General features: G+C 71.8%; 34 protein-coding genes. 20 read left to right on the top strand and 14 right to left on the bottom strand.

Annotated features, from left to right (window positions below):
• Positions 1-5: 5 nt before the first annotated feature.
• The 3 genes from IEZ20_RS27020 to IEZ20_RS27010 form a co-directional block, all read right to left on the bottom strand.
• Positions 6-2192: an aminoglycoside phosphotransferase family protein gene (locus IEZ20_RS27020; RefSeq protein ID WP_189303367.1), complete on the bottom strand. Its 2187-nt coding sequence runs from the start codon at positions 2190-2192 to the stop codon at positions 6-8.
• A gap of 194 nt (positions 2193-2386) precedes the next feature.
• On the bottom strand, positions 2387-3136 hold the full coding sequence (locus tag IEZ20_RS27015) for an HAD family hydrolase (RefSeq protein WP_229896278.1): 750 nt from the start codon (positions 3134-3136) through the stop codon (positions 2387-2389).
• The gene (locus IEZ20_RS27010; RefSeq protein ID WP_189303363.1) at positions 3136-4014 is read right to left on the bottom strand and encodes a winged helix-turn-helix domain-containing protein; all 879 of its coding nucleotides are present in this window, start codon (positions 4012-4014) and stop codon (positions 3136-3138) included. Before IEZ20_RS27010 ends, IEZ20_RS27015 begins: the two co-directional genes overlap by 1 nt.
• A gap of 130 nt (positions 4015-4144) precedes the next feature.
• On the opposite strand from IEZ20_RS27010, the gene IEZ20_RS27005 reads away from it, so the two are divergent.
• Positions 4145-4333, top strand: a complete 189-nt coding sequence (locus IEZ20_RS27005; protein ID WP_189303361.1) for a hypothetical protein — start codon at positions 4145-4147, stop codon at positions 4331-4333.
• Positions 4334-4387: 54 nt separating this feature from the next.
• Here the strand turns inward: IEZ20_RS27005 and IEZ20_RS27000 are convergent, their stop codons facing one another.
• Together IEZ20_RS27000 and IEZ20_RS26995 are read right to left on the bottom strand one after the other, a co-directional pair.
• Complete coding sequence (locus tag IEZ20_RS27000; protein ID WP_189303359.1) at positions 4388-5302, bottom strand: winged helix-turn-helix domain-containing protein; 915 nt, start codon at positions 5300-5302, stop codon at positions 4388-4390.
• A gap of 328 nt (positions 5303-5630) precedes the next feature.
• The gene (locus IEZ20_RS26995) at positions 5631-6233 is read right to left on the bottom strand and encodes an RsiG family protein (protein WP_189303357.1); all 603 of its coding nucleotides are present in this window, start codon (positions 6231-6233) and stop codon (positions 5631-5633) included.
• Between the two features lie 160 nt (positions 6234-6393).
• On the opposite strand from IEZ20_RS26995, the gene dtd reads away from it, so the two are divergent.
• Positions 6394-6819, top strand: coding sequence for a D-aminoacyl-tRNA deacylase (gene dtd / locus IEZ20_RS26990; protein WP_189303355.1), 426 nt, complete (start codon positions 6394-6396; stop codon positions 6817-6819).
• Between the two features lie 92 nt (positions 6820-6911).
• Here the strand turns inward: dtd and ygfZ are convergent, their stop codons facing one another.
• From ygfZ to IEZ20_RS26975, 3 genes are read right to left on the bottom strand one after another with little or no spacing between them, the layout of a single operon-like run.
• A complete protein-coding gene (gene ygfZ / locus IEZ20_RS26985; protein ID WP_189303353.1) occupies positions 6912-7877 on the bottom strand; it encodes a CAF17-like 4Fe-4S cluster assembly/insertion protein YgfZ in 966 nt (321 codons plus the stop codon).
• Positions 7878-7886: 9 nt separating this feature from the next.
• Positions 7887-8324, bottom strand: a complete 438-nt coding sequence (locus IEZ20_RS26980) for a Fur family transcriptional regulator (RefSeq protein ID WP_189303351.1) — start codon at positions 8322-8324, stop codon at positions 7887-7889.
• 33 nt (positions 8325-8357) lie between these two features.
• The gene (locus IEZ20_RS26975) at positions 8358-8933 is read right to left on the bottom strand and encodes a heme-binding beta-barrel domain-containing protein (protein WP_189303349.1); all 576 of its coding nucleotides are present in this window, start codon (positions 8931-8933) and stop codon (positions 8358-8360) included.
• Positions 8934-9170: 237 nt separating this feature from the next.
• On the opposite strand from IEZ20_RS26975, the gene IEZ20_RS26970 reads away from it, so the two are divergent.
• Positions 9171-9533 (top strand): DsrE family protein, encoded by a 363-nt coding sequence (locus tag IEZ20_RS26970; protein WP_189303347.1) that lies wholly within the window; start codon positions 9171-9173, stop codon positions 9531-9533.
• A 60-nt stretch (positions 9534-9593) separates the two neighbouring features.
• Here the strand turns inward: IEZ20_RS26970 and IEZ20_RS26965 are convergent, their stop codons facing one another.
• Positions 9594-9896: a DUF3099 domain-containing protein gene (locus IEZ20_RS26965; protein WP_256464778.1), complete on the bottom strand. Its 303-nt coding sequence runs from the start codon at positions 9894-9896 to the stop codon at positions 9594-9596.
• Between the two features lie 155 nt (positions 9897-10051).
• Here IEZ20_RS26965 and IEZ20_RS26960 point away from each other — a divergent pair, with 155 nt between their 5' ends.
• The 4 genes from IEZ20_RS26960 to IEZ20_RS26950 all read left to right on the top strand — a co-directional run bounded on the left by IEZ20_RS26960 (position 10052) and on the right by IEZ20_RS26950 (position 12419).
• The gene (locus IEZ20_RS26960) at positions 10052-10789 is read left to right on the top strand and encodes an LmeA family phospholipid-binding protein (RefSeq protein WP_189303343.1); all 738 of its coding nucleotides are present in this window, start codon (positions 10052-10054) and stop codon (positions 10787-10789) included.
• A 257-nt stretch (positions 10790-11046) separates the two neighbouring features.
• Entirely contained in the window at positions 11047-11127 is an 81-nt protein-coding gene (locus IEZ20_RS40760; protein ID WP_350751515.1) for an Ms5788A family Cys-rich leader peptide, read from the top strand.
• A gap of 122 nt (positions 11128-11249) precedes the next feature.
• Positions 11250-12095, top strand: coding sequence for a sulfurtransferase (locus IEZ20_RS26955; protein ID WP_189303341.1), 846 nt, complete (start codon positions 11250-11252; stop codon positions 12093-12095).
• Between the two features lie 36 nt (positions 12096-12131).
• Complete coding sequence (locus IEZ20_RS26950; RefSeq protein WP_010351646.1) at positions 12132-12419, top strand: DUF1416 domain-containing protein; 288 nt, start codon at positions 12132-12134, stop codon at positions 12417-12419.
• Between the two features lie 99 nt (positions 12420-12518).
• Here the strand turns inward: IEZ20_RS26950 and IEZ20_RS26945 are convergent, their stop codons facing one another.
• Together IEZ20_RS26945 and IEZ20_RS26940 are read right to left on the bottom strand one after the other, a co-directional pair.
• Entirely contained in the window at positions 12519-12818 is a 300-nt protein-coding gene (locus IEZ20_RS26945) for a hypothetical protein (RefSeq protein WP_189303339.1), read from the bottom strand.
• Entirely contained in the window at positions 12815-13201 is a 387-nt protein-coding gene (locus IEZ20_RS26940) for a hypothetical protein (RefSeq protein WP_189303337.1), read from the bottom strand. Before IEZ20_RS26940 ends, IEZ20_RS26945 begins: the two co-directional genes overlap by 4 nt.
• 167 nt (positions 13202-13368) lie before the next feature.
• Between IEZ20_RS26940 and IEZ20_RS26935 the strand changes: the two genes are divergently transcribed.
• From IEZ20_RS26935 to IEZ20_RS26905, 7 genes are all read left to right on the top strand, one after another.
• On the top strand, positions 13369-14211 hold the full coding sequence (locus tag IEZ20_RS26935) for a helix-turn-helix domain-containing protein (RefSeq protein ID WP_189303660.1): 843 nt from the start codon (positions 13369-13371) through the stop codon (positions 14209-14211).
• Positions 14193-14396 (top strand): DUF397 domain-containing protein, encoded by a 204-nt coding sequence (locus IEZ20_RS26930; RefSeq protein ID WP_189303335.1) that lies wholly within the window; start codon positions 14193-14195, stop codon positions 14394-14396. Before IEZ20_RS26935 ends, IEZ20_RS26930 begins: the two co-directional genes overlap by 19 nt.
• Positions 14397-14478: 82 nt before the next feature.
• Entirely contained in the window at positions 14479-14793 is a 315-nt protein-coding gene (locus IEZ20_RS26925; RefSeq protein WP_189303333.1) for a hypothetical protein, read from the top strand.
• On the top strand, positions 14774-15292 hold the full coding sequence (locus IEZ20_RS26920) for a DUF6879 family protein (RefSeq protein ID WP_373303969.1): 519 nt from the start codon (positions 14774-14776) through the stop codon (positions 15290-15292). Before IEZ20_RS26925 ends, IEZ20_RS26920 begins: the two co-directional genes overlap by 20 nt.
• A gap of 10 nt (positions 15293-15302) precedes the next feature.
• On the top strand, positions 15303-16151 hold the full coding sequence (locus IEZ20_RS26915) for a helix-turn-helix domain-containing protein (protein ID WP_189303331.1): 849 nt from the start codon (positions 15303-15305) through the stop codon (positions 16149-16151).
• Positions 16152-16270: 119 nt separating this feature from the next.
• Positions 16271-16408 (top strand): hypothetical protein, encoded by a 138-nt coding sequence (locus tag IEZ20_RS26910; RefSeq protein ID WP_189303329.1) that lies wholly within the window; start codon positions 16271-16273, stop codon positions 16406-16408.
• The gene (locus IEZ20_RS26905) at positions 16405-17607 is read left to right on the top strand and encodes a methyltransferase domain-containing protein (RefSeq protein ID WP_229896277.1); all 1203 of its coding nucleotides are present in this window, start codon (positions 16405-16407) and stop codon (positions 17605-17607) included. The genes IEZ20_RS26910 and IEZ20_RS26905 overlap by 4 nt, the downstream gene beginning before the upstream one ends.
• Positions 17608-17686: 79 nt before the next feature.
• Here IEZ20_RS26905 and IEZ20_RS26900 read toward each other — a convergent pair whose 3' ends face one another.
• The 3 genes from IEZ20_RS26900 to IEZ20_RS26890 form a co-directional block, all read right to left on the bottom strand.
• Positions 17687-18949 carry a hypothetical protein gene (locus tag IEZ20_RS26900; protein ID WP_189303327.1) on the bottom strand — a complete coding sequence of 421 codons (1263 nt, stop codon included), beginning with the start codon at positions 18947-18949 and terminating at the stop codon, positions 17687-17689.
• Between the two features lie 3 nt (positions 18950-18952).
• Complete coding sequence (locus IEZ20_RS26895) at positions 18953-19207, bottom strand: MoaD/ThiS family protein (RefSeq protein ID WP_189303325.1); 255 nt, start codon at positions 19205-19207, stop codon at positions 18953-18955.
• A gap of 68 nt (positions 19208-19275) precedes the next feature.
• Entirely contained in the window at positions 19276-20124 is an 849-nt protein-coding gene (locus tag IEZ20_RS26890) for an alpha/beta hydrolase (RefSeq protein ID WP_189303322.1), read from the bottom strand.
• 180 nt (positions 20125-20304) lie between these two features.
• Here IEZ20_RS26890 and IEZ20_RS26885 point away from each other — a divergent pair, with 180 nt between their 5' ends.
• The 6 genes from IEZ20_RS26885 to IEZ20_RS26860 all read left to right on the top strand — a co-directional run bounded on the left by IEZ20_RS26885 (position 20305) and on the right by IEZ20_RS26860 (position 26048).
• On the top strand, positions 20305-21105 hold the full coding sequence (locus IEZ20_RS26885; RefSeq protein ID WP_189303320.1) for a winged helix-turn-helix transcriptional regulator: 801 nt from the start codon (positions 20305-20307) through the stop codon (positions 21103-21105).
• 119 nt (positions 21106-21224) lie between these two features.
• A complete protein-coding gene (locus tag IEZ20_RS26880) occupies positions 21225-22247 on the top strand; it encodes a LacI family DNA-binding transcriptional regulator (RefSeq protein ID WP_189303318.1) in 1023 nt (340 codons plus the stop codon).
• 184 nt (positions 22248-22431) lie between these two features.
• On the top strand, positions 22432-23427 hold the full coding sequence (locus IEZ20_RS26875; protein WP_189303316.1) for a S1C family serine protease: 996 nt from the start codon (positions 22432-22434) through the stop codon (positions 23425-23427).
• 26 nt (positions 23428-23453) lie between these two features.
• Positions 23454-23675 carry a hypothetical protein gene (locus tag IEZ20_RS26870; protein ID WP_189303314.1) on the top strand — a complete coding sequence of 74 codons (222 nt, stop codon included), beginning with the start codon at positions 23454-23456 and terminating at the stop codon, positions 23673-23675.
• 142 nt (positions 23676-23817) lie between these two features.
• Positions 23818-24552, top strand: a complete 735-nt coding sequence (locus IEZ20_RS26865) for a response regulator transcription factor (protein ID WP_189303312.1) — start codon at positions 23818-23820, stop codon at positions 24550-24552.
• Positions 24549-26048, top strand: a complete 1500-nt coding sequence (locus tag IEZ20_RS26860) for a HAMP domain-containing sensor histidine kinase (RefSeq protein WP_189303310.1) — start codon at positions 24549-24551, stop codon at positions 26046-26048. The genes IEZ20_RS26865 and IEZ20_RS26860 overlap by 4 nt, the downstream gene beginning before the upstream one ends.
• Positions 26049-26084: the final 36 nt, after the last annotated feature.

The raw sequence follows: 26084 nt of genomic DNA, 5'->3' as shown, positions 1-26084 counted from the left end.
GGAGCCTACGCAGCACCGCCCGGCACCGGCGGCCAGGCCAGGTCCGGACCGCCGCGCCGCCGGGACGACAGGCCCAGGGAGGCGGTGGCCGCGGCCAGCGTCATGGCGTACGACTCCACCGCGCGCCGCACGTTCGGCGCGTCCAGGGCGGCCCCGGTGACCAGGCGGTCGAGGTCGACGTAGGCCGAGCGGACGATCTCGGTCCAGCGGTACACCCGCCAGTCCTGCTGCCAGCCCCGGGTGAAGCGCGGGTCCAGCCGGGTCTCCCAGCGGCGGAACATGCGGTCCCGGATCTCCGGGCGGGTCGGGGTGAGGTGCATGTGCCGGACCAGGTCGTACAGCGGGTCGCCGACCAGCGCCATCTCCCAGTCGATCAGGGTGAGCGGCGGCCCGTCGTCGCGGCGCACCAGGTTCCACGGGTTGAGGTCGCCGTGCAGCAGGGCGGGGGCGCGGGGGGTGACCCGGTGCCGGGCGAGGATCTCGCGCAGCCGGGGGGTGTCGGGCAGCCCGAGGAGGCGGGCCAGCTGCTGGGACGCCCTGGGCAGGCCGGCGACCAGGGCCACGAGCTGGTCGCTGAGCCAGTCGTAGAAGCGGGGCGGTCCGCCGAGCGGGTCGAGCGGGGCGTGGTCGACCCGGGTCAGCGCGGCCAGCTGGTCGACCAGGCAGTCCGCCTCGTGCGGCCGCAGGCCGTGCACCGGGTGCTCGGGGCGGCGGCCGAGGTCGGCGGCGCCCTCGTAGGTGTGGACGGCGAAGCGGTCCGCGCGGTACGGCAGACCGGGGTCCCTCGCGTGGCTCTCCCCCAGGGCCAGCACCCGGGGCGCGGCCACCGGCACGCCGGACCGCTCGATCGCCCGGAGCACGGCGTGCTCGCTGAGGAAGCCGGTCTCGCGCCGCAGCACGACGGTCGCCTCGCGGCGGACGACGACCGGGAACGGCGTGCCGGGCACCCGGAGCACCGTGTTCAGGTGCGCGGCCCCCTTGAACACCCGGCCGGCCGGGGCGGCGCCCTCCAGGAACAGCGCGTCGGCGACCGCGGAGCGGGGGAAGTCGGGGTGCTCGGGGACGCGCCGGTCCGGGGTCCAGCCGATGACCCGCCTGCCCGGACTGCCCGACGCCCCGCGGCGGAACAGGATCCGCTCGATCTCGTCCGCTTCCGGCACCCGGCCGAGCCGCAGCGGCCCGGCGGCGGCCCGCAGGGCGTCCCGGACGGCGGCCGTCGCCCGCGCCAGCCGCTCCCGGCCGAAGGACCGCTCCAGCGAGCGGGCGGCCCGGATCACGTCGGCGTACAGGGACTGGGCGTGCTCGAAGGCGAGGTAGTGCCGCAGGTCCCGGGAGAGCCCGGCGGTGGCGGCGGGCCGTACCCGGTGGACGGCCTCGGCCCAGGCGTCGACGACCTCGCGCCGCTGGTGCTCGGGGTAGCGCATGCGCACCAGGTGGACGGCGAGGTCGTGCAACGGGTCGCCGTAGCACGCCAGTTCCCAGTCCACGCAGTGCGGCGGGCCGCCGTCGGCCGGCAGGACCAGGTTGCCGCGGTGCAGGTCGCCGTGGAGCAGCCCGAACGGTCGCCGGGTCATCGCCGGGACCCGGTCGGCGAACCGCGCCAGGGCGTCCTCGGGCACGCCGAGGGCGGTGAACAGGCCGCCGTAGCGCTGCTGGTGGGGCCGCCGGATCTGCTGGTCGGCGAGGTGGGCGAGGGTGCGCAGGAAGCCCTGGGAGTCGGTGTGGTTGCCGGGCCAGTGGGCCGGGAGGGGCGGCAGGGCGCCGCCGCGGACCTGGACGACGGCGGCGAGCAGCTCCGCCAGCTCCGTCAGCAGCGGCCCGTCGACCGGTTTGCCGGGACCGCAGACGTCGGCGAGGACCGCGCCGTCCACAAAGCTGTGGACGGCGAAGCCGGGCCCCGCGGCCAGGCACTCGGGCACCCGCGGGAGCACTCCGCGCACCGCCCGCAGGATCTCCGGCTCGCCGGGCCAGGTCCGGATCACCACCGGCACCGCGTCCGGGCGCGGCACCCGCACGGTCACCAGGGTCCCCGGCTCCCGGCCCAGCAGCGCGGCCGGCGGCCCGGTCAACGGCACGACGTGGTTGCGGTGGTGGTAGCCGCTGCTCGCCCGGCCCTCCCTGACGGCGCGGGCCACGAACTCCCGGAGGACGGCGTCCGTCCGGGCGGCACGGGGAACAGGCGGTGCGCCCACTGGCCGCTCCGGGGTCGGTCGTGCGAAAAGGGAAGGGTCGAAAGGCCAGTCGAGCAGCCGCGCGGGTGGTCCGCCACTCGTCTGTGCCCGGCGGGCGCCCGAGGACCGGCCGTCGCCGCTCCCTACGCACGAACACGCGCGTGCGCCACGGACATGGGCACGCGCCCCGAGCGGTGACTCGGACGAGCCGAATGCTAGCCGACCGGACGTCCCCTCCGGAGCAGCCGCAACAGCGGCTCCAGCGACTGGACGACGTGTCGCGCGCCCGCCGCCCGCAGGTGTTTCTCCTTGCCCGCGTCGCGCGCGTAGCCCAGGAAGGGCACCCCGGCGCCGCGGGCCGCCGCCAGGTCCGCGAGGGAGTCGCCGATCATCAGGGCGGCGTCGGGGGCGGCGCCCATCGCGTTCAGCGCCCGGTTGAGGCAGTGCGGGTGCGGCTTGAGATGGTGCAGGTGCTCGGTACGGCCGTACAGGTGAGGGGCGAAGCAGCCAGTCAGGCCCCGGGATTCGAGGTAGGTGCGGGCGGCGCGGGGCGAGTTGTTGGTGGTGACGGCCAGGCGGGCGCCGACGGCCGTCCAGGTGCGGATGAGCGGGTCGGCGTAGGCGGTGGGCAGCGCGGAGGCGGCGGCCCGCAGCTCCTCCTGGGTGAGGCGCTCCTCCAGGCCGGCGACGAGGTCGCTGCCCGGCCGCCGGCGTCCCACGGCACGCAGCACCACCTGGGGGTCCAGCGTCTCCCGTTCGGTCTCGCTGAGCAGCCCGCGCAGGCCCTGCCGCTCCAGCCAGTCGACCAGGTCGGCGGCCACCCGCTCGGCGCGGTGCCGGGCGAAGAGCCGGCAGATCGGCCCGTCGAAGTCCCACAGCACGACCCGGACCGATGTGATCAGTTCCCGAAGCTTCTCGTTCTCACTCGCAACAGAAGGCGCATCAGAAGTCGCATCAGAAGTCACTAGGAGAGTGTCAGGTCCGTCGTGATGGTTTCCCAGAGGGCGTCGAACCACATCTGCGACTGCTCCACGAACGCCGCGTCCCGCTGCCCCGCCCGCTTCTCGAAGGAGAACAGCAGCGATTCGGAGCCGAGGGTGTCGTACATCTCCAGCATTCCGCTCTCCGTGGGCTCCTCGCGGCGCTCGACCATGTAGTACGCGAACAGCGCCTCCGCGCCGTTGAGCAGGTACAGCTTGGCCGGAGGGGTGAACGGCAGGGCCCGGAAGGTGACGTGGACGTCGATGTCGTGGGTGCCGCGCAGGGCCTGGAGGTTGTACTGGAGCACCTGCCCCTGGGCGTTGCGCATCGCCAGCCAGCGCTCGTGGACGGCGCCGTCGGCGCTGCCGGAGTCGACCGGGACCGGGAAGGCCAGGTTGATGTCCCGGGACGGCAGCAGGACGCGGACGTCGATCCGCTCGGGCCTGAGCCGGCCGTCGTGGATCAGGCGCAGCGGCTCGCCGAGGGCGGGGATCAGGCTCTGCGCGGTCAGGCAGACGGCGTCGATGCGCACGTGCGGCACGGAGAACGCCTCGGTCAGCCGGGGCGCGAGGGCCACCATGGTGGGCTGCGGCTCCTCGCGCGCGGGGGCCGGCCCGGCGACCCGGGGCGGGCTGCCCTTGCTGACGTTGCTGAGCAGGCCGTCCTCCTGGAGCACGCGCAGGGCCTGGCGTACGGCACCGCGCTCCACGCCGAACTCCTCGGCCAGCTCGGCCTGCGTGGGCAGTCGCGCACCGACGCGGAGGATGCCGGTCCGGATGCGTTCGCGCAGGGTGTCGGCGATCTGCTGGGGCGTGAGCCGCCCGCTGCCGTTCACTGCCACGTTCTCCTGGGTCACGACCAAACGCTACAACCCTGATCCATCTGGAGGCAGTTGTTGGAAAGTTGTTTGTGGATGACTACCAAGCGGGGACAACTTAAGCAGAGTTGGTTGCCAACTTGGTCGAGTTGGCAGACCGAAAGGGGGAACGTCCATGCCCGTCCTCGCGCTCGTCCCCGCCCTCCTCGTCGTCGGCTTCGAGCAGGCCGTCGAGTGGCGGTTCGGGGCCGCCGGCATCGTCGGCGTGCTGCTGCTCACCGTCGGCCTGCGGGCCAAGAGCCCGGCCGTCAGCTCGGCCGGCGCGGTCCTGCTGGCGATCCTCCTGGCCGGTCCCGCCCTGTAGGACCGGCCAGGGCGCCACGGCGCCGGCACCACGCCACGGCGTCGGCTCTCCGCGCTACGACGTCAGCACCAGGTCCGAGCTGATCGTCTCCCACAGCGCGTCGAACCACAGCCGGGACTGCTCCACGAAGGACGCGTCCCGCCGCCCGGCCCGCCCCTCGAAGGCGAACAGCATCGACCGGGTGCCGTCGGCGTCGTACGTCTCCACGTGCTCCTGCCCGATCTCCCGCTCCCGGCGGCCCAGCGTGTAGTACGCGAACAGCGCCTCGGAGCCGTTGAGCAGGTACAGCTTCACCGGCGGGGTGAAGGGCAGGGCCCGGAAGGAGACCCGTACGTCGACGCCGTGCGTGGTGCACAGCGCCAGCAGGTTCTGCCGCAGCACCAGGCCCTGGGCGTTGCGCTGGGACAGCCAGCGCCGGTGCAGCAGGCCCCCGTCGTCGGCGTCCACCGGCGTCGGGAAGGCGAGGTCGATGTCCCGGCTGGGCAGCAGCAACCGGACGTCGATCTTGGCCGGTTTCAGCCGTCCCGCGTGGATCTGTCGCAGCGGCTCGCCGACCGCCAGGGTGAGCGAGACCGAGGTCAGGCAGAGCGCGTCGATGCGCACGTGCGGGGCGGCGAACGCGGCGGCGATGCGCGGGGCGAGGCCCACCATGGTCGGCTGGGGCGGCGCGGCCGGGCCCGCCGGAGGGCGGACGGGCCCCGCTACGCCCGCCACCGTGGCGGGGCTGCCCTTGGAAACGTTGGTGAGCAGATGCTCCGACTGCAGGATGCGCAAGGCCTGCCGCACCGCACCGCGTTCGACACCGAACTCGTCGGCCAGCTTGGCCTGCGTGGGCATGCGCTCGCCCGGCCGCAGCACACCGGACCTGATCCGGCTGCGCAGTTCGTCGGCGATCTCACGGTGGGACGAACGGTGCCGCTGGGGCTTCGTCCGCCCACTGGCGGAGGCGTGCTCCGGGTCCACGAACAAACCGTACAACTTCGCGCCAACTTCCGGCAGTTCTCCTGCAGCTGGTTATAAGCCGCATCCCAACGGAGATAAGTACAGTGAAGTTGGCAGCCAACTTGTGGGACATGGTCGAGCTTCCCAGTGGTTGGCCGACCGGGTTCCCTTCCGGAGGGGAGCCGGGAGCCCGGACAGGGGGCGGCCACCGGAACGCACAGTCACAACTGAACAGCGACATCTGAATACCGACATCGCACAGCCACAACTGAACAGCTCGCTACGGATGAACAGGGCGCCGGCCTCCCATGAGGCGGCGCCCTCTCGTCCGCCCCCGCCGGCCGGTCAGGTCAGGTCAGGTCAGCAGATCGTCCACCTGTGCCTCGCCCACCCGGTACCGGCGCGCGATCTCCCCGCTGCAGTCGTCGGCCGTGCGCTGCAACCGCTGGCGGCACCGCGAGACCTCCTGCTCGTACCGGACCAACCGCCCCATGGCGGCGCTCAGTTCCAGATCGGTCCGCGCGGTCAGATCGGACAGCTCGACCTCGGCGAGCATCTCGGCGGCCAGCTGCCGGTACTCCTCGTTGTGCGGCGTGCCGAGCGTGACATGGCGGGCCGAGGAGCGCTGCCGGGCCGGAGGGTCCTTCAGGATCTCCGCGAGCCGGTCCACCACGGACCCGTCGACCGGCGCCGGCACGGACGCCCGCCCGCGCCGGCCCAGCTCCGCGCGCAGGATGTCGATCCGCCCCTGGAGCAGCCGCCGCACATAGCTGAGGTCCGCCTCGTCCCGCTGGGCGTCGCGGCGCAGCGCGCGCAGCTCGGGCAGGCTCAGCCGGGCCAGTTCGGGCTCGGGAGGCCCGGCGGGCGGCGCCGGGTCCTGGTCGGCCTCGGCGCGCTGGGCGGGCGGCCGGTACGTCCCCTGCGTCCCCAGCCGCCCGCTGGTACTCGGTGTGCTCATGTGCTTCTGACCGTCCCCTCGACCGGCGTGTGGGAAGCATCGTGCCACCCCAACCGGCCGCTATGTGACCGAGTGCCCCCGAACGGCCCTAGATGCGCGCCAACAGATCCATATTGGGCCCCGTGCGGGCCGGTGCGGGGTACCGGGCATGATGGTCCGCATGCGTGCGGTGGTGCAGAGGGTGGACGGCGCGAGCGTCGTCGTGGACGGCGAGACGGTGGGCGAGATCGAGGGCGAGGGCCTGTGCGTCCTGGTCGGGGTCACCCACGAGGACACCAAGGAGAAGGCGGCCCAGCTGGCCCGCAAGCTGTGGACGATCCGCATGCTCCACGACGAGAAGTCGTGCAGCGACATCGCCGCCCCGCTCCTCGTCGTCAGCCAGTTCACCCTCTACGGCGACGCCCGCAAGGGCCGCCGCCCCACCTGGAACGCGGCGGCCCCCGGCGAGGTCGCCGAGCCCCTGGTGGACGAGGTGGTGGCCCAGCTGCGCGCCCTGGGCGCCACGGTGGCGACGGGCCGCTTCGGCGCGCAGATGAGGGTGTCGCTGACCAACGACGGCCCGTTCACGGTGCTGCTGGAGATGTGAGCCGCGAAGCCCCGGAAGCGGCGTCGGACGGTGCCGCGGCGCCCGCCGAGCGCTCCGGCCGCCGCCCGCGGGACACGCCCGCGGGCGTGCGCCTACGGCTCGACCACGACCTCCTGCGCCGCCGCCGTCTCCCCGGCCAGGAGCCGCGCGTCGACGGGAATGTTCCGCTTGACCAGGGCCAGGGCCACCGGGCCCAGCTCGTGGTGGCGGGCCGAGGTCGTCACGAAGCCGATCTTGCGGCCGTCCGGGCCCTCGTCCGCGAGGCGGATCTCGGTGCCGGGGGCCGGGAGGTGGACCTCGCTGCCGTCGAGGTGGAGGAAGACCAGGCGGCGCGGCGGCTTGCCGAGGTTCTGGACGCGGGCGACCGTCTCCTGGCCGCGGTAGCAGCCCTTCTGGAGGTGGACGGCCGTGCCGATCCAGCCCAGCTCGTGCGGGATGGTGCGGTGGTCGGTCTCGAAGCCGAGGCGCGGGCGGTGGTGCTCGACACGCAGCGCCTCGTAGGCGAGCAGGCCGGCGGCGGGGCCGTGGGTCGCGGCGTAGGACTCCAGCTCGGCGCGCGGCAGGAACAGGTCACGGCCGTACGCCGTCTCGCGTACGACGACCCCGTCGGGGACCTCGGCGATCGAACCGGCGGGCAGGTGGACCACGGCGATGTCACCGGTGCGGTCGGCGACCTCGACCCGGTAGAAGAACTTCATCGACTCCAGGTACGCGACCAGCGCGTCCTGGGTGCCGGGCTCCACGTGCGCCCAGACGGTCGTCCCGTCGTCCACCAGGTACAGCGCGTGCTCGATGTGCCCGTGCGCGGAGAGGACCAGGGCTTCGGTGGCCTCGCCGGCGGGCAGTTCGCTGACGTGCTGGGTGAGCAGCAGGTGCAGCCAGCTCAGCCGGTCGTCGCCGCTGACGGTGATGACACCGCGGTGGGACAGGTCGACGAAACCGGTGCCGTCGGCGAGGGCGCGCTGCTCGCGGAACAGGTCGCCGTAGTGGGCGGCGACACCTTCGTCCACGCCCTCGGCGGGGACGGCGCCGGGCAGGGACAGCAGGGGGCTCTTCATACCGCCAGCCTACGACGTGGTAGTTGAACTCTTCAGCAGACAGTCCTCGCACCGGCCGAAGATCGCGAAGTGCTTCATGTCGGTGTCGAAGCCGAACTGCTGCCGCAGCTTGGCCGTGAACTCCGCGGCCACCTCGACGTCCGCCTCGATCACGTTCTCGCAGTCCCGGCAGACCAGGTGGAGGTGGTGGTGGCGGTCGGCCAGGTGGTAGGTCGGGGCACCGTGCCCGAGGTGGGCGTGGCTGACCAGGCCCAGTTCCTCCAGCAGCTCCAGCGTCCGGTAGACGGTGGAAATGTTGACCCCCGACGCCGTCTTCCTCACTTCCACGAGGATGTCGTCGGGGGTCGCGTGCTCAAGGGTGTCCACGGCTTCGAGGACAAGCTGCCGCTGCGGCGTCAGTCGGTAGCCGCGCTGCCTGAGGTCGCTCTTCCAGTCGGTGCTCACCACACCGACGAGTCTAGAGCTACCGGCGCAGACGGCTCACTTGAAGAAGGCGATGCCGTCGTCCGGCAGGTCGTCCGGGAGGGCCTTCGCCCAGCGCTCGACGTCCTCCGGGGTGACGACCTTCTTCAGCTGGGCCGACATGTAGGGGCGCAGCGCGACCTCGGGGGTCTGCTTCTCGCCGACCCACATCAGGTCGCTCTTGACGTAGCCGTACAGCCGCTTGCCACCGCTGTAGGGCTCCGAGCCGGCGGTGCGGGCGACGGCGTCCGTCACCAGGTCGATCTGCGGCTTCTTGTCGGCCATCTCGCCGTACCAGATCTCGATGACGCCGTCGTCGCGGGTCATCGTCACCTCGACCTTGCGGCCGGCGTCGATCCGCCAGAAGCCGTGCTCCGACTCCAGCGGGCGGACTTTGTTGCCGTTCTCGTCCAGCACCCAGGTGTACGAGTGGTACTCCAGGAAGTCCCGGCCGTCATGGCTGAAGCTGACTTCCTGCCCGAAGTTGCACTTCTCGGAGCCGGGGAAGTCGTGCACGCCCGCGCCGGCCCAGTTGCCGAGCAGGAAGGCGAGCGGGACGAGGTCCTTGTGCAGGTCGGACGGGATCTCGATCATGAGCGGAAGCTTTCCTAGAGGTGGGTCAGCGCTGGCCCTGGTACAGCTTCTTCACGGTCAGACCGGCGAAGGCGAGCACGCCGACGCAGACCAGGACCAGCAGGGTTTCGAAGAAGATCTCCACGGGTGCTCCTTGAGCGGGGGTGGGCGAACGACAGAGCCGCTGCCCAGCTTACGCGGCCGGGGCCGGGCGCTCCGTGCGAGGGGCGCCGCCCGCGGGAGGGCTACGCTTCCCGCATGGCGAAGAAGCTCGTGATCAAGGTGACGGCCGGGGCGGACGCTCCCGAGCGGTGTTCGCAGGCGTTCACGGTGGCCGCGGTGGCCGTGGCCAGCGGGGTCGAGGTCTCGCTGTGGCTGACCGGGGAGTCCTCCTGGTTCGCGCTGCCGGGACGCGCCGCCGAGTTCGAGCTGCCGCACGCCGCTCCGCTGCCGGACCTGCTGGAGTCGATCCTGGCCGGCGGGCGGATCACCCTGTGCACGCAGTGCGCCGCGCGCCGGGAGATCACGGAGAAGGACGTCATCGAGGGCGTACGGATCGCGGGCGCGCAGGTGTTCGTGCAGGAGTCCCTGGCCGACGAGACGCAGGCGCTCGTCTACTGAGCCGCGCCGGCCGGTGACGGGGGGCGCGTACCCCGGACCTGTGGCCGACGGCCCGCCCGGCTACGGCCGCGGGCGCTTCTTGCCGTCCAGCTCGTCCCACCACTCGTCCGACTGCGGGTCCCCGGAGGGGTCGTCCCACCAGCGGTCCTCCGGCCCCCGGCGGTTGGCGATCATCGCGGCGACCGGCGGGATGACCATGGCGACGACGCACATGCCGACGGCCGCCGGTACCGACCACAGGCGCACGACACCCCAGGCCAGGACGAAGAGCCCGATGCAGACCCCCATCATGGCGAAGTAGACGTGCCGTCGCCGGGCGTACATACCTACAGGGTAGGACCGGCGGGCCCTGTCACAACTGATCCACAATTCCCCTTCGCCGGGGCCCGGCAGGGTTACCGTGGCGTAGAAGCGCCGATCACCGAACACCGTCGCATTCGGCCACCGTCGCATCCGAGCACCGTAGTCACCGTAGACACAGAAGACACCGAACCGTCGCCGACCGGGGGAACCACCACATGCGCGCCCTGCGAATACTGCTGATCATCGTCGTGATCCTGGGCGGACTCTTCGTGGTCGTGGACCGGGTCGCCGTGCACTTCGCCGAGGGCGAGGCGGCGGACAAGCTGAAGTCGACCGAGAACCTGGCCTCGACCCCGGACGTGGACATCAAGGGCTTCCCGTTCCTCACCCAGGTCGCGGGCGGCTCCCTGGACGACGTCGAAGTGAAGATCAAGAACTACGAGGCGGCCACCGGCAAGCCCGGCAAGACCATCCGGATCGACGACCTGAAGGCCGACATGAAGGGTGTCGAGTTCTCCGGCGACTACAGCTCGGCCACCGCGGCCACCGCGACCGGCACCGCGACGGTCTCCTACGCCGAACTGCTGAAGACGGCCAAGGCCGAGCCGACCGAGGTCGCCCCCGGCGTCACCGCCCGGGTCGTCGGCCTCTCCGACGGCGGCAACGGGAAGATCAAGGTCAAGGTGGAGGGGACGGTCTCCTCCCTCGGCCTCCAGCAGACCGTGTCCGTGCTCAGCTCGGTCAGCGTGGTGAACAACAAGGTCGAGGTGCACGCGGACTCGCTGCCCCAGCTGGGCGCCGCCGCGATCGCCGAGAACCGCATCCGGGAGATCACCGACTTCCAGCAGGCCATCGACCAGCTGCCCGGCGGCATCACGCTGGACAAGGTGCAGGCCGCGCCGGACGGCGTGGAGATCACCGTGAAGGGTTCGGACGTCAAGCTCGCCGGGTAGGCGAGCGCCGAGGGCCGGCCGGTCCGTCCGGCCGACCGACTGCCGGTCCGACCGACCTGTCCGACCGACCTGTCCGACCGACCTGTCCGACTGGCGAGACGATCACGTCCGTACCGTAGATGCGAGGGGGTGCGCGAGCGCCCGGGGCCGTCCAACGACCCTCCGGGCGCTTTTTCTGTACCGCCATACGGACGATCGCGTCTCGCCATATGACACGCCGGTGACATGTCCGCCCGGACGTCCCTACGATCGGCCCCATGAAGCGACAGGCGGATCTCACGAAGCGGCGGGCAGTGGACCTGTGCCGCGTTGCCGCCATGCTCTGTCGCCCCTTCTGAGCGGAAGCTCTACTTCCGCGTCTCCCGCCCTGCCGTCAGGGCATCCGTGCGCCGCTCGGACCCCGAGCGCGCCCCCTCTCTACTCGCACGCCCCGCCGCGACTGCCCCGGAGGAGAAAGAGCATGAGCCGCAGCGACGTCCTGGTCGACGCCGACTGGCTCCAGGACCACCTGGACGACCCGACCATCGCGATCGTGGAGGTGGACGAGGACACGTCCGCCTACGAGAAGAACCACATCAAGAACGCGATCCGCATCGACTGGACCAAGGACCTCCAGGACCCGGTCCGCCGTGACTTCATCGACCAGGAGGGCTTCGAGAAGCTCCTGTCGGAGAAGGGCATCGCCAACGACCACACGGTGATCCTCTACGGCGGCAACAACAACTGGTTCGCGTCGTACGCCTACTGGTACTTCAAGCTGTACGGCCACGAGAACGTCAAGCTCCTCGACGGCGGCCGCAAGAAGTGGGAGCTGGACGCCCGCGAGCTGGTCGCCGGCGACGAGGTCCCCGAGCGCGCCAGGACCGACTACAAGGCCAAGCCGCAGGACACCTCGATCCGCGCCTTCCGCGACGACGTCGTGAACGCGATCGGCTCGCAGAACCTGGTCGACGTCCGCTCGCCCGACGAGTTCTCCGGCAAGCTGCTCGCCCCGGCCCACCTCCCGCAGGAGCAGTCGCAGCGCCCGGGCCACGTCCCGACCGCCCGCAACATCCCGTGGTCGAAGAACGCCAACGACGACGGCACGTTCAAGTCGGACGAGGAGCTGAAGGCCCTCTACGCCGAGGAGAGCGTCGACCTCGCCAAGGACACGATCGCCTACTGCCGCATCGGTGAGCGCTCGGCCCTGACCTGGTTCGTGCTGCACGAGCTGCTCGGCGTGGAGAACGTCAAGAACTACGACGGCTCCTGGACCGAGTACGGCTCCCTCGTCGGCGTGCCGATCGAGCTCGGCGCCAACAAGTAAGACCTCTCCGACCTTTACCCCTCAAGGAGTTTGCACATGTGCGGAGCGAAGGCCGGCGGCCCCGACGCCTCGACGATCAAGCCCGGTGAGACCACGATCCAGGGCCAGGTGACCCGCGACGGCGAGCCGGTGACGGGCTACGTCCGTCTCCTCGACTCGACCGGCGAGTTCACCGCGGAGGTCCCCACCTCCGCGACCGGCCAGTTCCGCTTCTACGCGGCCGAGGGCACGTGGACCGTGCGCGCGCTGGTGCCGGGCGCCACCGCCGACCGCACGGTCGTCGCCCAGCAGGGCGGCCTGGCCGAGGTTGCCATCGCGGTCTGAGTGAGGCCCCCGCGCGGGCTCTGTGACGGCTGAGGGCCGCATCCCCTGGGTTGGACGCCAGTGGGGGGTGCGGCCCTTCGGCTTTCCCACCGGACCCCGTCAGCACCGCGCCCGTACGGCCGCCAGCCCGATCGCCGCGAGCAGCGAGGCCACGCAGAGGACGGCGAGCAGCCCGCTCACGGCGGCACCGTCGGACATCCCGCGCCGACGACGGGGCCGGACCGAAGGGGGCACGGGAACGCGGGCGGGCGCGGGGGCCGGCGGCACGGGGTCGGCGACGGGCGCGTCCGACGGGCCGCGCGCCCCGGACGCGTACGCGTACGCGGGATGGAACGGCGGGACCGCGTAGCCCAGCCACAGCGCCTCCTCCGGGGACCCGGCGTGCCCCCCGGCCGTCATGCGCGGTGCTCCGTCCGCTGGTGCTGGCGCAGCAGGACGTTGGCGTCGCTCTCCGCACTGCGGTCGTACGCCACCCGCGCCGCCTCCCGCCGCTCCGCCAGCTCCAGGCAGGCGGCACAGCCGGGCACGGGCCGCGGCGGCCTGCTGGCCTCGTCCAGCGGCGGCGGCAGCGACGGCAGGCTCCGCGCGCGGTGGTTGGCCGCCCGCACACCCGCCCCGAGCCGCTCCCGGTCCGTCGCCGGGCGCACCGCCCGCGGATCGGCCTGCCACTCCGCTCCCCCGCCGACGGGGCGCAGCATCACGTAGGGACCGGCTCGGTCCCGGTACTCGCCGACCTTGTCGGTGGCGGGGTCGTAGAGCAGGTGTCCCGGCTCGTGGTTCATGCGGCCAGCTCCTTTCCAAGAACGCATGTGCGCAGCGCGAAGCCGCAGCTACGCTGCGTGTTCAGGCGGTGCTTAAGAGCATGGCGCACGGGAAGGGCGTCCGGGCTGTTGAGCGGCCCAAATTCAACGCTGGGCCTGCCAAATTCAACAAATTCAACAGGAGCGCGATGCCGCAGCGATCGATGGTGACAGGGCGGAGCCAGGAACCGAGGGAGCGATTCGCCGAGGAGCTACGGCGGCTGAGGACGGAGCGGAAGCTGAGCCTGCGGGAGCTTGCGAAGCAGGTGGGCTGGGACTCGTCCCTGTTCAGCAAGATGGAGAACGGCCAGACGCTGGGCGGGCCGGAGGTCGTACAGGCGCTGGATCAGTTCTATGGGACGCCGGGGTTGCTGGTGACCTTATGGGAGCTGGCGGTGGCGGATCCCACGCAGTTCAAGGAGCAGTATCGGCGGTACATGATGCTGGAGGCCGAGGCGACCAGTCTGTGGCAGTACTCCGTGAGCAGGCCGCCGGGACTTCTCCAGACAGCGGGGTACGCCCGTGAAGCGCTCGCTGCGGGAGGCCTCAACGGTGACGAGCTGGAACAGCAGGTCGAGGCGCGAACCGGACGACGGAAGGTGCTGGAGAGGGACGACCCGCCACCGTTCCGCGTCATCCTCTCAGAGGCAGTTCTACGAAACTCGCTGAGCGACCCACAGGAGTGGCGGGGGCAGCTGATGCGCCTGGCAGAGGCTGCGGGGCAGCCGAACATCAGCCTGCACGTGCTGCCGTTCGGCGCCGGGCTCCATGGCTTGGACAGCACCGACGTCATGTTCCTGAGGCTGCTCGGCGGCCGTACCGTGGCCTACGTCGAGAACGACGTACGCGGCGAACTGGTCGAGGAAACCAGCAAGGTTGAGCGTTACCACCGCACATATGATGCGGTGCGCGACTTGGCCTTGTCCCCGGACAAGTCGCTCAAGTTCATCCTGCGGATGTTGGAGGAAGTGCCGTGCGAGTCATCGACCTGACCCAGCTGACGTGGCGGAAGAGCAGCTACAGCAACTCGGACGGCGGCAACTGCGTGGAGGTCGCCGACAACCTCCCCTCCCTCGCCCCCGTCCGCGACAGCAAGGCCCCCTCCCGCGGCGCCCTGGTCTTCGGCGCGGACGCATGGGCGGCGTTCGTGGACGGAGTCAAGCGCCACCGCCGGTGATTCCGTGCGCTCTTGATGCTGCCTCATGCCCGAGGCGAGGCTCGTCCGCATCGGTGGACCCCACTCCGTGAAGGAGCGCGCGATGGCCCTGAAGTTCCTCGGGATCTGGCCGAACACCCCGGACGACGGATCGCCCACGATCTGGCTCGAGGAGACTACGGGCGATCTGATCATCCAGTCCTGGAAGGCCGACGAGGCGACCGTCCGCGAGGCGCAGGAAGTCGGATCTGTGCCTGGTCACTCGACGGACATTCCGCAACACGAGACTGTGATCCGCTTGCCCGCCAACATGCTCCAGTTCATCCCCCGGCCGGAAGATGTGGAGACGGCGGTGGGCGAAGCCAGTAACGAGGACGACGGCAGCAAGGACGACGACTGTGGCAACAGCGGTACGTGAAGCCCTCGCCAAGGCACAGCGCTCAGCCCTGCATCTGGAGATGCGGGACAGCTACATGCGGGACGACCCTGAGTTCATCCGCTGGCAACAGGGGCACCGCTACGACCCCGCCGACCGGGGTTCATGGTGGCGGCCGTGGCTGGACGTGGTGGCCGAGGCGACGGGCCGGGGTGTGGTCATGCGACGTCTGCGCGTGGTCTCCGAGCCACTGAGCGACTACGTCCGGTACGAGTATGACGGCACGTTCACGAACGTCGAGGCTGGTGAAGACGTACGTTGGCTGCCCCGGTCGCGGGCGCGTGATCTTCTCCTGCCCGCGTTGGACGGATGGGTCATGGATGAGGAGACCGTGATCCTTCACCACTTCAGTGGCGAGGGTCAGTGGACCGGCCCACGCATGGAGGTCTGCAACGACTCGGCACTGGCCGCTCAGTACGCAAGGGCGTACGAAGCGGCGTGGGAACGCGCCATCCCCCACGCGGAGTACCGACCCGCCTGAGTCGCGCGCCATGGCGTATTCCCCCTCGTCCAGTGCCCAGCAAGCCCGGCAGGCTCTCGCATCCCGTCTCGCGGATCTCTGCCGGGATGCCGGCCTGACCGGGGCCGAACTCGCCGAGCGCTGCGGGTGGAGCCGGTCCAAGTCCTCTCGGATCATGAACGCACGTACTCCGCCCTCCGCCGACGACATCCGCGCGTGGTGCCAGGCGTGTGGCGCGGAGGAACAGGCGGAGGACCTGATCGCGTCGCTGCGGACTGCCGAAGGCATGTGGGTGACCTGGCGGCGCATGGAGCGGGCCGGACTGAAACAGGCGCAGGAAGCCCGCCTGCCCCTGTACCAGCGGACCCGTCGTTTCCGGTCGTACTCCTCATGGCTCGTGCCCGGCATGATCCAGACACGGCCTTACACGACGGCAGCCCTGCAAGCGATCCAGCGGCGGCGGGGTCTCGCGGACGACGTGGCCGACGCGGTGGCTGCCCGAATGGAGCGACAGCGCGTGCTCTGCGAAGGCGAGCGGCGGTTCGCGTTCCTTGTCGAGGAGTCGGTGGTCCGTTCCGGAGTCGGCGGTCCCGAGGTGATGATCGGGCAGCTCGGGCACCTCATCGCGGTGTCCTCACGACCCAATGTCAGCCTGGGAGTCGTTCCCATGCGTCCGGACCGGGAACGCTGGCCGGTCGAAGGGTTCTGGATCTACGACACGGCGCAGGTCAATGTGGAGTTGGTCTCCGGCTACCTTACGATCACGCAGCCCAGTGAAATCGCCCTGTACGCCGACACCTTCGCAGAGTTGGCGAAGCTTGCCGTCTACGGTGCCAAGGCTCGCGCTCTGCTCACGGACGCCATGGACCGGCTCGGGTGATTGGCGTGCAACCTCGTGCAATCCCGTCGGAGTCAAGCCCCCGCTGTCTCTAGCGTGCTGATCGAGAGGGCTACCGAGAGTCGCCCGTCGAGCACCGACCGGAGTGAAGGAGAGAAGGCATGAGGGCAAGCACCGACCTGTCCGCCGACCCTGGCGACGGAGACGACAACGTGCCCGGTCAGCCCTGGACGCCGCCGCAGGAGCCGCCGAGTCCGGACGGCTCCGCTCCGGAGGGGGACGGGAAGCACCGCAAGTGACCGTCGACGCCCTGCGCAGGGACCGCCCCGGCCGCGAGGAGCTGGGGCGGGTCCTCATGGGATCCGGTGCGCTGTCCTCGGACTGGGCACCGACGTTCGCGGCCGTCGACCGGGCCCTGTTCCTGCCGGACCTGATGTGGCCGTACGACATGACGACCCGCGCGAGCGTCCCGGCCGACCGGCGGGAGGATCCGGACGCCTGGTACGCAGCCGCCGACAGCGACGTACCGATCGTCACCCAGTGGGACGACGGCGCACACCGGGGCCGGGGACCGGGCGAGTTGGCCACCAGCTCCTCGTCGATGCCGTCCGTCGTCTACGCGTTGCTCCAGGACCTGGACGTGGCGGAGGGCATGCGGGTGCTCGACGTCGGCACCGGCACCGGCGAGACGGCCGGCGCGCTGACCCACCGGCTCGGGCCGGGCAGGGTGACGACCGTGGAGGTGGACGGGACGGTGTCGGCGTCCGCTCGTGAGCGGCTGTGCAGGCACGGCCTGTATCCGGAGGTGGTCGTCGGCGACGGGTCCGAGGGGCATGCCGACTCGGCTCCGTACGACCGCGTCCTGGCCACCGTCGGCATCCGCCGGGTGCCTCCGGCGTGGATCGGGCAGACGCGGTCCGGCGGGGTGATCCTCGCTCCCTGGGGGACCTCCTACGGCAACGGGGACGCCATGGTCCGCCTGGAGGTCGAGGGAGAGGTGGCCACGGGGTCCTTCATCCGGTCCGTGGAGTTCATGAAGCTCCGTGCGCAACGGGACCCCGCCGCCGCTCATGGCGACTACCTGTCGGCGGGGCCCCTGGCCGGCGCCGAGCGGAGCACGACCCCCCTCACCGAGGCGGAGTTCGTGACAGGCCGGTTCACGGACCTGCCGTTCGTGCTCGGTCTCCGGGTGCCGCGGTGCCGTCAGGCCGTGGCGGAGAAGCGCGACGGCGCCCGGCCGGTCTGGTTCTACGGGCTGACGGACATGTCCTGGGCCTGCGTGATGTTCCGCGACGGTGAGCGGCACGCCTCCGTCTGGCAGTCAGGGCCCCGGCGGCTCTGGGACGAGGTGAGCGACGCCTACCGGTGGTGGGCGGACCGGGGGTCTCCGGACGTGTCCCGCTTCGGGCTCACCGTCGAGAAGGAAAAGCAGTACGCGTGGCTGGACGGCCCCGGCCACGAGCGCTGGCCCGTCCACCACTCCCTCGACCAGGTCTGAGCCGGGCCGGAGCCGGAAACGCCGCTGCGCCGGACGGTGCCCGTCGGCCCGTCCGGCGCAGCGCCGTGCGGCACGGGCTCTAGCCCAGCGCCCGCCCCAGTACCCACACCACCGGGGCCGCCGCCGACAGCGGCAGGGCCACGCCGGCCGTGAAGTGGACGAAGCGGGACGGGTAGTCGTAGCTCGCCACGCGGTGGCCGATCAGGGCGCACGCCCCGGCCGCGGCGCCCAGCAGCGCGCCGCCCTTCGAGCCGAAGTCCGTCATGCCGCCCGCCACGATCCCCGCGCCCGCCGCCGCCAGCAGGGCGGCCACGACCGACACGGGGGTGGGCAGGGGCAGGGCACGGGCCAGGACGGCCACCGCGACCGCCGCCGCGCCGACCGAGACCGCGTGCGGGTCGGCGGCCAGGTAGCCCGTGGCCAGGACCGCGAGCGCCGCCGAGGCGACCGTCGCCATCAGGCCGTACATCCGCTCGTCCGGCGAGGCGTGCGAGCGCAGCTGGAGGACCAGGGAGAGCAGGACCCACAGGCCGAGCGGGCCCAGGATGGCCGGCAGGGCGTGCTCCCGGCCGGCCGCCAGGAGCGCCACGTCCGACGTGAGCGCGCCCGCGAACGCCAGCGCGATGCCCTGCCGGGCGGGCCACATGCCGTTCAGCCGGAACCAGCCCGCCGCCGTCACCGCCTGGAGCACCACCAGCGGTACGACGAGGGCGTACGAGGCGACCGGCGCCGCCGCGGCCAGCAGCAGGCCCAGGACGGCCGTGAGCAGCGCCGGCTGCATGCCGGGCTCGATGATCGGGGAACGGCCCTCCAGGCGGGCCCGCTGGGCGTCGGTGATGCGTGCGTTGCCGGCGAGGGTGGCGGGGCCGTAGGACGGTTCGTCCGCCGGGCCCGCCGCGTCCGGTTCAGCCTGCGGGGCTCCCTGAGGGGCTGCCTGCGGGGCTGCCGTGGGCTGTGCCGGTTCGGCGGGTGCCTGCGCGTACGCGGCCGCCCGCGGCTCCGGGTAGGCCTCCGCGTACGGCTCCGCGTACTGCTGCGGCTGCTGGTACTGCGGCTGCGGCTGCTGGTACTGCGGCTGCGGCTCCTGGTACTGCTGTGGCTGCTGGTACTGCTGCTGGTGCTGTGCGTACGCCTGCTGCTGTTCCTGTCGTGGCAGGTACGCCGTCTCCGCCGCCCGTACCGGCGCGTGCGTCTGGGTCTCCCAGGTCTGGCCCTGCCACTGCTGGGTGAGTTCCGGGTCGTGGCCGGGTGCCTGCGCGTACTGCTGGTCGTGCGCGGGCCACTGCTGCTGGTAGGGGTCGTAGCCCTCGTAGGGGCCGCCCTGATACGGCTGGTCGGTCATCGCTCACCCTCCTGCGAACGGCGGGAGCACCTCGACCGTGCCGCCCTCGGCCAGCCGTACCGTCTCATGCGCGCGGGTCCCGACGGGGTCGCCGTCGACGAGGAAGGAGCATCGCTGCAGCACGCGGGTGAGTTCGCCGGGGTGTTGCGCACGCACGGAGGCCAGCGCGTCGGCCAGCGTGTCCGCCTCGTACGGCTCCTCGGCGACCTGGGCCGCGGCCTTGGCGGCGGCCCAGTAGCGCACCGTGACCTGGGGCATCTGATTCCTCAATCGACGGCAGGGGACAAGAACAATCCAAGAGAAAGATAAGAACAGTGTGGGGCAGGCTAGCCCGCCGCCGACACCGACCAGTGCCCGATCCGGGCCATCAGGGCGTCGCCGGCCGCGTGCTCCGCGTGGCCCATGCCCGCCTCGATCCAGAGTTCGCCGTGGTCACCGGCCGCTTCGGCGAGCATCCGGGGGTGGTCGAGGGGGAAGTACCCGTCCCGGTCGCCGTGCACGATCAGGAGAGGGGTCGGGGCGATCTCCGGGACCGCCTGGACCGGGGAGAGCGGGACCGGGTCCCAGTCCCGGTGGTGGATGCGGGTGCGCAGGCCGTAGCGGCCGACCAGGCGGCCCTCGGGGCGGGTGACCAGCCAGTGCAGGCGGCGCATGGGGGCCGTGCCGCGGTAGTACCAGCGGGCCGGGGCGCTGACGGAGACGACGGCGTCCGTGCCGCCGTACAGCGCCGCGTGCCGCAGGACCACCGAGCCGCCCATGGAGAAGCCGACGGTCACCACGCGGGTGTGCCCCAGGCCGCGGGCCCACTCCACGGCGGCGGCGAGGTCCAGCACCTCCTTGTCGCCGACGGTGGAACGGCCGCCCGAGCGTCCGTGGCCGCGGAAGGAGAAGGTGACGACCGCGCCGTAGCCGCGCAGGACGCCCGCCACACGGCGCACGTGCGGCCGGTCCACGTCCCCGGTGAAGCCGTGCGCGATCACGAACACCAGGTCACGGGAGGGTGGAGGGGAGGCGTCCGGCAGGGTTTCGTATACGGCGGCCGCCGGATCGTATACGGAATCGATCGGAATTCCGTCGAGCGTGCACAGAAACGTCCGCATAGGGCCTCGTCTGCCTGTCTCGGAATTCGGACGAACGGTGGAACGGGCCGCATCACCTGCCGGACGGTTGCTCATGTGGGCTATTCTGCTGGGCAGAGGACTCGGGCAGCGTAGCCCCCGGGTCCTTTTGTGCTTTCGGAAGCGTTGTATACGAAGCGGGAAACCTCAGGTGACCGCCGGTGTACGGGGCCTTCGGGATCGCAGAGCAGTGCCCGTCCGCACAGTCCTCGCAGGGACCGAGGAGGAACCAGACGTATGAGTTCTCTGCTGCTCCTGACCAACGCCCTCCAGCCGTCGACGGAGGTGCTGCCCGCGCTCGGCCTGCTGCTGCACAACGTGCGGGTGGCCCCCGCCGAGGGCCCCGCCCTGGTCGACACCCCGGGTGCCGACGTCATCCTGGTCGACGGCCGCCGCGACCTGCCCCAGGTCCGCAGCCTGTGCCAGCTGCTGCGGTCCACCGGCCCCGGCTGTCCGCTGCTCCTCGTCGTCACCGAGGGCGGCCTCGCCGCCGTCACCGCCGACTGGGGCATCGACGACGTCCTGCTGGACACCGCCGGTCCGGCGGAGGTCGAGGCGCGGCTGCGGCTCGCCATGGGGCGCCAGCAGATCGTCAACGACGACTCGCCGATGGAGATCCGCAACGGCGACCTGTCCGTGGACGAGGCCACCTACTCCGCCAAGCTCAAGGGACGGGTCCTGGACCTGACCTTCAAGGAGTTCGAGCTGCTCAAATACCTCGCCCAGCACCCGGGCCGCGTCTTCACCCGCGCCCAGCTGCTGCAGGAGGTGTGGGGATACGACTACTTCGGCGGCACCCGGACCGTCGACGTGCACGTACGGCGGCTGCGCGCCAAGCTCGGCCCCGAGCACGAGTCGCTGATCGGAACCGTCCGGAACGTCGGTTACCGGTTCGTCACCCCCGAGAAGCCCGACCGCTCCGCCGACAAGTCCGACCGCTCCGCCGGGGACGCCAAGGCCAAGGCCGGCCGGGCAAAGCCGGAGGATGCGGACGCGACCGCCGTCCTGGACGGCAGCGAGGTCCACGCCGAGGCGTAGCCGGGGCACGGGAGCGCGTGAGCGGCGCTCGGGCGGACCTGGTCCTCCCGTGGCGTCCTCGCCCGGCCGCCACGTGATACGCCCTGCCCAGAGCCGGTCAATCCGCGTAGACTCCGCGCGTGGCCAAGGTGACTCGGGATGACGTGGCACGGCTGGCTGGAACCTCCACCGCCGTCGTCAGTTATGTCATCAACAACGGACCCCGGCCGGTCGCCCCGGCCACGCGCGAGCGTGTCCTCGCCGCGATCAAGGAACTGGGGTACCGGCCCGACCGGGTCGCCCAGGCCATGGCCTCCCGGCGGACGGACCTGATAGGCCTGATCATCCCGGACGCCCGCCAGCCGTTCTTCGGCGAGATGGCGCACGCGGTCGAGCAGGCCGCCTCCGAGCGCGGGAAGATGGTCCTGGTCGGCAACACCGACTACATCGGCGAGCGCGAGGTCCACTACCTGCGCGCCTTCCTCGGTATGCGCGTCTCGGGCCTCATCCTCGTCTCCCACGCCCTGAACGACCTCGCCGCCGCCGAGATCGACGCCTGGGACGCCCGGGTGGTGCTGCTGCACGAGCGCCCGGAGGCCATCGACGACGTCGCCGTGGTGACGGACGACCTCGGCGGTGCCCAGCTCGCCGTACGCCACCTGCTCGAACACGGGTACGAGTACGTCGCCTGCATGGGCGGTACGGCGCAGACGCCGGCCGTCGGCGACCCCGTCTCCGACCACGTCGAGGGCTGGAAGCGGGCCATGGCCGAGGCGGGTCTCACCATCGAGGGCCGGCTGTTCGAAGCGCCGTACAACCGCTACGACGCCTACCGCGTGGCCCTGGACGTCCTGTCCGGGCCGAACCGGCCGCCGGCGATCTTCTGCTCCACCGACGACCAGGCCATCGGCCTGCTGCGGGCCGCGCGCGAGCTGCGCATCGACGTGCCCGGGGAGCTGGCGGTGGCCGGCTTCGACGACATCAAGGAGGCCGCGCTCGCCGACCCGCCGCTGACCACGGTCGCCTCCGACCGCTCGGCGATGGCCCGGGCGGCGGTCGACCTGGTGCTGGACGACGGACTGCGGGTCGCCGGGTCCCGGCGGGAGCGGCTGAAGACGTTCCCCTCGCGGCTGGTGGTGCGGACGAGCTGCGGCTGCGTGTAGCTCCGCGGGCTGGGCCGAGCGTGTAGCTCCGCGCGTCGCGGCCCGCGACGGAGCCGCCTGTCGAACCGGCCCCGCGCCCCTTCCGGCGCTTCCGGGCGCGTCTTTATATCGGGCAAACGAGGTTCTGCCGGGCTTCTCAGGGCACACTCAGGAAGCTCTCATGGTCACGGGGGAGGCTTTTCCCATGACCGAGAGCCAGGGCATGTACGAGCAGCCGCACCACTCCTACTCCGCCCCCGTGAACCCCGAGTGGCCGCCCCCGCCGCCGTATGAGCCGGCGGCCACGGCTCCCGGGCCGAAGAAGAAGCGGACCCGGGGCCCGGTGGGCCTGCTCGCCGCGGTCGCGATCGTCGCGGCGGCGGTCGGCGGCGGCACGGCGTACGCCTTCCAGGAGCTGACCGGCAAGGACACGGTCGCCACCGCGGGCAGCAGCACCACCGTGGTGCCGTCGAGCAAGAAGGGCGACGTCGCCGCGATCGCCGCCGCGGTCACCCCGAGCGTGGTCGAGATCAACGCGACGCTGCCGGGCGGCTCCTCCACCGGCTCCGGGGTGATCATCACGTCGGACGGCGAGATCGTCACCAACAACCACGTCGTCTCCGGCGCCACCTCGGTCAAGGTGCGCACCAGCGACGGCAGCAGCTACGCCGCCGAGGTCGTCGGCACCGACAGCTCCAAGGACCTCGCGCTGATCAAGCTGCGGGGCGCATCCGGCCTGAAGCCGGCCGCGCTCGGTGACTCCGGCGGCGTCCAGGTCGGCGACACGGTCGTCGCGATCGGTTCCCCCGAGGGCCTGACCGGCACGGTCACCAGCGGCATCGTCTCCGCCCTGGACCGGGACGTCACCGTCTCCACCGACGAGAGCCAGGGTCAGGGCCAGGACGGCGGCGACGGGCAGTGGCCGTTCCAGTTCGGCGGCCGTGAGTTCAACGGCGACACCGGCTCGTCCACCACCACCTACAAGGCCATCCAGACCGACGCGTCCCTGAACCCCGGCAACTCCGGCGGCGCCCTGATAGACGCGAGCGGGCACGTCATCGGCATCAACTCCGCGATGTACTCCTCCGCCTCGCAGGCCTCCTCGTCCTCGGACGCGGGCAGCATCGGCCTCGGGTTCGCCATCCCCATCGACACCGTCAAGTCCGACCTGGCCAAGCTGCGGGCGGGCTCCGGCAGTTAGCAACACACCAGTGCAAGGAGCAGGTCATGATCAAGCACGTTCCCCACCGGTTCAGCGAGCGCGGCCCGGCCGGTTTCACCCTGGCCCTGTCCATCGCCTCCGAACTGCACGTGCCCGTTCCGGCGCCCCGCGCCCCCAAGCAGCCGACCGTGACGCCGGTCCCCCAGCTGATGGGCCTGCGCACCTCCGCCGCCCGGCCGCACCGCCGCAAGGTCCCGCTGCACCGGCTGACCACGGTGGCCGCCTGACCGCGGCGACGGCCCGACCCCCGGTGGCCACCCGACCACCGGGGCCGCCCGGCCGGAGGCCGCCCGACCGCCCCGTGTGTCCCCGGCGCCCCGACATGGCACGCTGAGAGACACCCGTCCCCGCACCCCGAGGAAGCGAGCGATGAGCCCCGCCGAAGGCGACCGTGACCCCCAGCGCATCCTGATCGTCGACGACGAGCCGGCCGTACGCGAGGCGCTCCAGCGCAGCCTCGCCTTCGAGGGGTACGACACCGAGGTCGCCGTCGACGGCGCGGACGCCCTGGACAAGGCCACGGCCTACCGGCCCGACCTGGTCGTGCTGGACATCCAGATGCCCCGCATGGACGGCCTGACGGCGGCCCGCCGCATCCGGGGTGCGGGCGACACCACCCCGATCCTGATGCTCACCGCCCGCGACACGGTCGGCGACCGGGTCACCGGCCTGGACGCGGGCGCGGACGACTACCTCGTCAAGCCGTTCGAGCTGGACGAACTCTTCGCCCGCATCCGCGCCCTGCTGCGCCGCAGCTCCTACGCGGCGGCGGTGTCCGCCGAGGCCCAGGAGGACGAGGCGCTCACCTTCGGAGACCTGCGCATGGACCTCGCGACCCGGGAGGTGACGCGTGGCGGCCGGCCGGTCGAACTGACCCGCACGGAGTTCACCCTGCTGGAGATGTTCATGGCCCACCCGCGCCAGGTCCTCACCCGTGAGCAGATCCTGAAGGCCGTCTGGGGCTTCGACTTCGAGCCCTCCTCCAACTCCCTCGACGTCTACGTCATGTACCTGCGCCGCAAGACCGAGGCGGGCGGCGAGCCCCGCCTGGTGCACACCGTGCGCGGGGTGGGCTACGTCCTGAGGCAGGGCGGCGCCGAGTGAACCAGCTGGCGCGCCGGTACCGGGCGCTGCCGCTGAGGGCACGGCTGGCGATGCTGGTCGCGGCGGCGGTGGCGTTCGCGGTGGCGGCGGTCTCGGTGACGTGCTGGTTCATCGTGGAGCGCAAGCTCTACAACCAGCTCGACCAGGACCTGCAGAAGTCCCTGCGGAACACCGCGCAGACGGACCAGCTGGAGTTCACCCTCAACAACTGCACGGAGACACCGCAGGCGGGCAGCTTCCTCCTGCGGGACAGGTACTCCCAGGTGGTCACGGACGACGGCAAGGTCTGCCTCTTCGGGGGCGCCTCGGGCAAGATCAGGGTGACCCAGGCCGACAGGACGGAGATCAAGGACCTCGCCCCCGACATCCTGTACTTCCGCAACGGCACCGACGACGAGGGCAACGAGCTGCGGGTGCTCACCAAGCCCGTCGGCCCCACCGCGACCATGAGCGGCGGGCGCGGGCCCAACGTCGGTGTGCTCATCGCCGTACCGCTGAAGACCACGCAGAAGACCCTCAACGACCTCGCCCTGATCCTGCTCCTGGTGTCCGCCGTCGGCGTCGTCGGCGCCGGGGCGGCGGGCCTCGCGGTCGCGCGGGCCGGACTGCGCCCCGTCGACAAGCTGACCGAGGCCGTGGAGCACGTCGCCCGGACCGAGGACCTGACCATCCGCATCCCCGTGGAGGACCTCAGCGAGGACGAGGTGGCCCGGCTGTCGCGGTCGTTCAACTCGATGACCGCCTCGCTGGCCAGCTCCCGCGACCTCCAGCAGCAGCTGATCGCGGACGCCGGCCATGAACTGCGGACCCCCCTGACGTCGCTGCGGACGAACATCGAACTCCTCACCCGCAGCGAGGAGACGGGCCGCCCCCTGCCGCCGGAGGACCGCAAGGCGCTGCTCGCCTCGGTGAAGGCGCAGATGACCGAACTGGCCGCGCTGATCGGGGACCTCCAGGAGCTGTCCCGCTCGGAGGGGCAGCGCGGCGAGCGGGTCCAGGTGGTCGCCCTGCAGGACACCGTCGAGGCGGCCCTGCGCCGGGCGCGGCTGCGCGGTCCCGAGCTGTCGATCAGCGCGGACCTCCAGCCGTGGTTCGTCCGGGCCGAGCCGTCCGCGCTGGAGCGGGCGGTCGTCAACATCCTGGACAACGCCGTGAAGTTCAGCCCGGAGGGCGGCACGGTCGAGGTGCGGCTGGACGGAGGCGTGCTCACCGTCCGCGACCACGGCCCCGGCATCGCCGAGGACGAGCTGCCGCACGTCTTCGACCGCTTCTGGCGCTCCCCCAGCGCCCGCGCCCTGCCCGGCTCCGGCCTCGGGCTGTCCATCGTCGCCCGTACGGTGAAGCAGGCGGGCGGCGTGGTCACGCTGGCCCGCGCGGAGGGCGGCGGCACGGTGGCGACGGTCCGGCTGCCGGGGGCGCCCACGCCGCCGCCGGAGAGGCCTGAGAACCACGAGGCGGCGGGGACGCCGGAGCCCGAGGAGCCGTCGGCCGGCTGATCCGGCGGCCGGACTTCGGCCCGGCTCGGTCCGGCC

This window comes from Streptomyces cinerochromogenes, assembly GCF_014648635.1.
Taxonomy (GTDB): domain Bacteria; phylum Actinomycetota; class Actinomycetes; order Streptomycetales; family Streptomycetaceae; genus Streptomyces; species Streptomyces cinerochromogenes.
This window is presented reverse-complemented; position numbering and strand designations above follow the sequence as displayed.

Bases quoted from the DNA above. Each gene is read 5' to 3' on its own strand.
- IEZ20_RS27005 (WP_189303361.1), top strand. From the start codon at position 4,145: ATGCCCGTCCTCGCGCTCGTCCCCGCCCTCCTCGTCGTCGGCTTCGAG.
- IEZ20_RS26995 (WP_189303357.1), bottom strand. From the start codon at position 6,233: ATGAGCACACCGAGTACCAGCGGGCGGCTGGGGACGCAGGGGACGTAC.
- dtd (WP_189303355.1), top strand. From the start codon at position 6,394: ATGCGTGCGGTGGTGCAGAGGGTGGACGGCGCGAGCGTCGTCGTGGAC.
- ygfZ (WP_189303353.1), bottom strand. From the start codon at position 7,877: ATGAAGAGCCCCCTGCTGTCCCTGCCCGGCGCCGTCCCCGCCGAGGGC.
- IEZ20_RS26975 (WP_189303349.1), bottom strand. From the start codon at position 8,933: ATGATCGAGATCCCGTCCGACCTGCACAAGGACCTCGTCCCGCTCGCC.
- IEZ20_RS26970 (WP_189303347.1), top strand. From the start codon at position 9,171: ATGGCGAAGAAGCTCGTGATCAAGGTGACGGCCGGGGCGGACGCTCCC.
- IEZ20_RS26960 (WP_189303343.1), top strand. From the start codon at position 10,052: ATGCGCGCCCTGCGAATACTGCTGATCATCGTCGTGATCCTGGGCGGA.
- IEZ20_RS40760 (WP_350751515.1), top strand. From the start codon at position 11,047: ATGAAGCGACAGGCGGATCTCACGAAGCGGCGGGCAGTGGACCTGTGC.
- IEZ20_RS26955 (WP_189303341.1), top strand. From the start codon at position 11,250: ATGAGCCGCAGCGACGTCCTGGTCGACGCCGACTGGCTCCAGGACCAC.
- IEZ20_RS26950 (WP_010351646.1), top strand. From the start codon at position 12,132: ATGTGCGGAGCGAAGGCCGGCGGCCCCGACGCCTCGACGATCAAGCCC.
- IEZ20_RS26945 (WP_189303339.1), bottom strand. From the start codon at position 12,818: ATGACGGCCGGGGGGCACGCCGGGTCCCCGGAGGAGGCGCTGTGGCTG.
- IEZ20_RS26940 (WP_189303337.1), bottom strand. From the start codon at position 13,201: ATGAACCACGAGCCGGGACACCTGCTCTACGACCCCGCCACCGACAAG.
- IEZ20_RS26935 (WP_189303660.1), top strand. From the start codon at position 13,369: ATGCCGCAGCGATCGATGGTGACAGGGCGGAGCCAGGAACCGAGGGAG.
- IEZ20_RS26925 (WP_189303333.1), top strand. From the start codon at position 14,479: ATGGCCCTGAAGTTCCTCGGGATCTGGCCGAACACCCCGGACGACGGA.
- IEZ20_RS26915 (WP_189303331.1), top strand. From the start codon at position 15,303: ATGGCGTATTCCCCCTCGTCCAGTGCCCAGCAAGCCCGGCAGGCTCTC.
- IEZ20_RS26910 (WP_189303329.1), top strand. From the start codon at position 16,271: ATGAGGGCAAGCACCGACCTGTCCGCCGACCCTGGCGACGGAGACGAC.
- IEZ20_RS26900 (WP_189303327.1), bottom strand. From the start codon at position 18,949: ATGACCGACCAGCCGTATCAGGGCGGCCCCTACGAGGGCTACGACCCC.
- IEZ20_RS26895 (WP_189303325.1), bottom strand. From the start codon at position 19,207: ATGCCCCAGGTCACGGTGCGCTACTGGGCCGCCGCCAAGGCCGCGGCC.
- IEZ20_RS26890 (WP_189303322.1), bottom strand. From the start codon at position 20,124: ATGAGCAACCGTCCGGCAGGTGATGCGGCCCGTTCCACCGTTCGTCCG.
- IEZ20_RS26885 (WP_189303320.1), top strand. From the start codon at position 20,305: ATGAGTTCTCTGCTGCTCCTGACCAACGCCCTCCAGCCGTCGACGGAG.
- IEZ20_RS26875 (WP_189303316.1), top strand. From the start codon at position 22,432: ATGACCGAGAGCCAGGGCATGTACGAGCAGCCGCACCACTCCTACTCC.
- IEZ20_RS26870 (WP_189303314.1), top strand. From the start codon at position 23,454: ATGATCAAGCACGTTCCCCACCGGTTCAGCGAGCGCGGCCCGGCCGGT.
- IEZ20_RS26865 (WP_189303312.1), top strand. From the start codon at position 23,818: ATGAGCCCCGCCGAAGGCGACCGTGACCCCCAGCGCATCCTGATCGTC.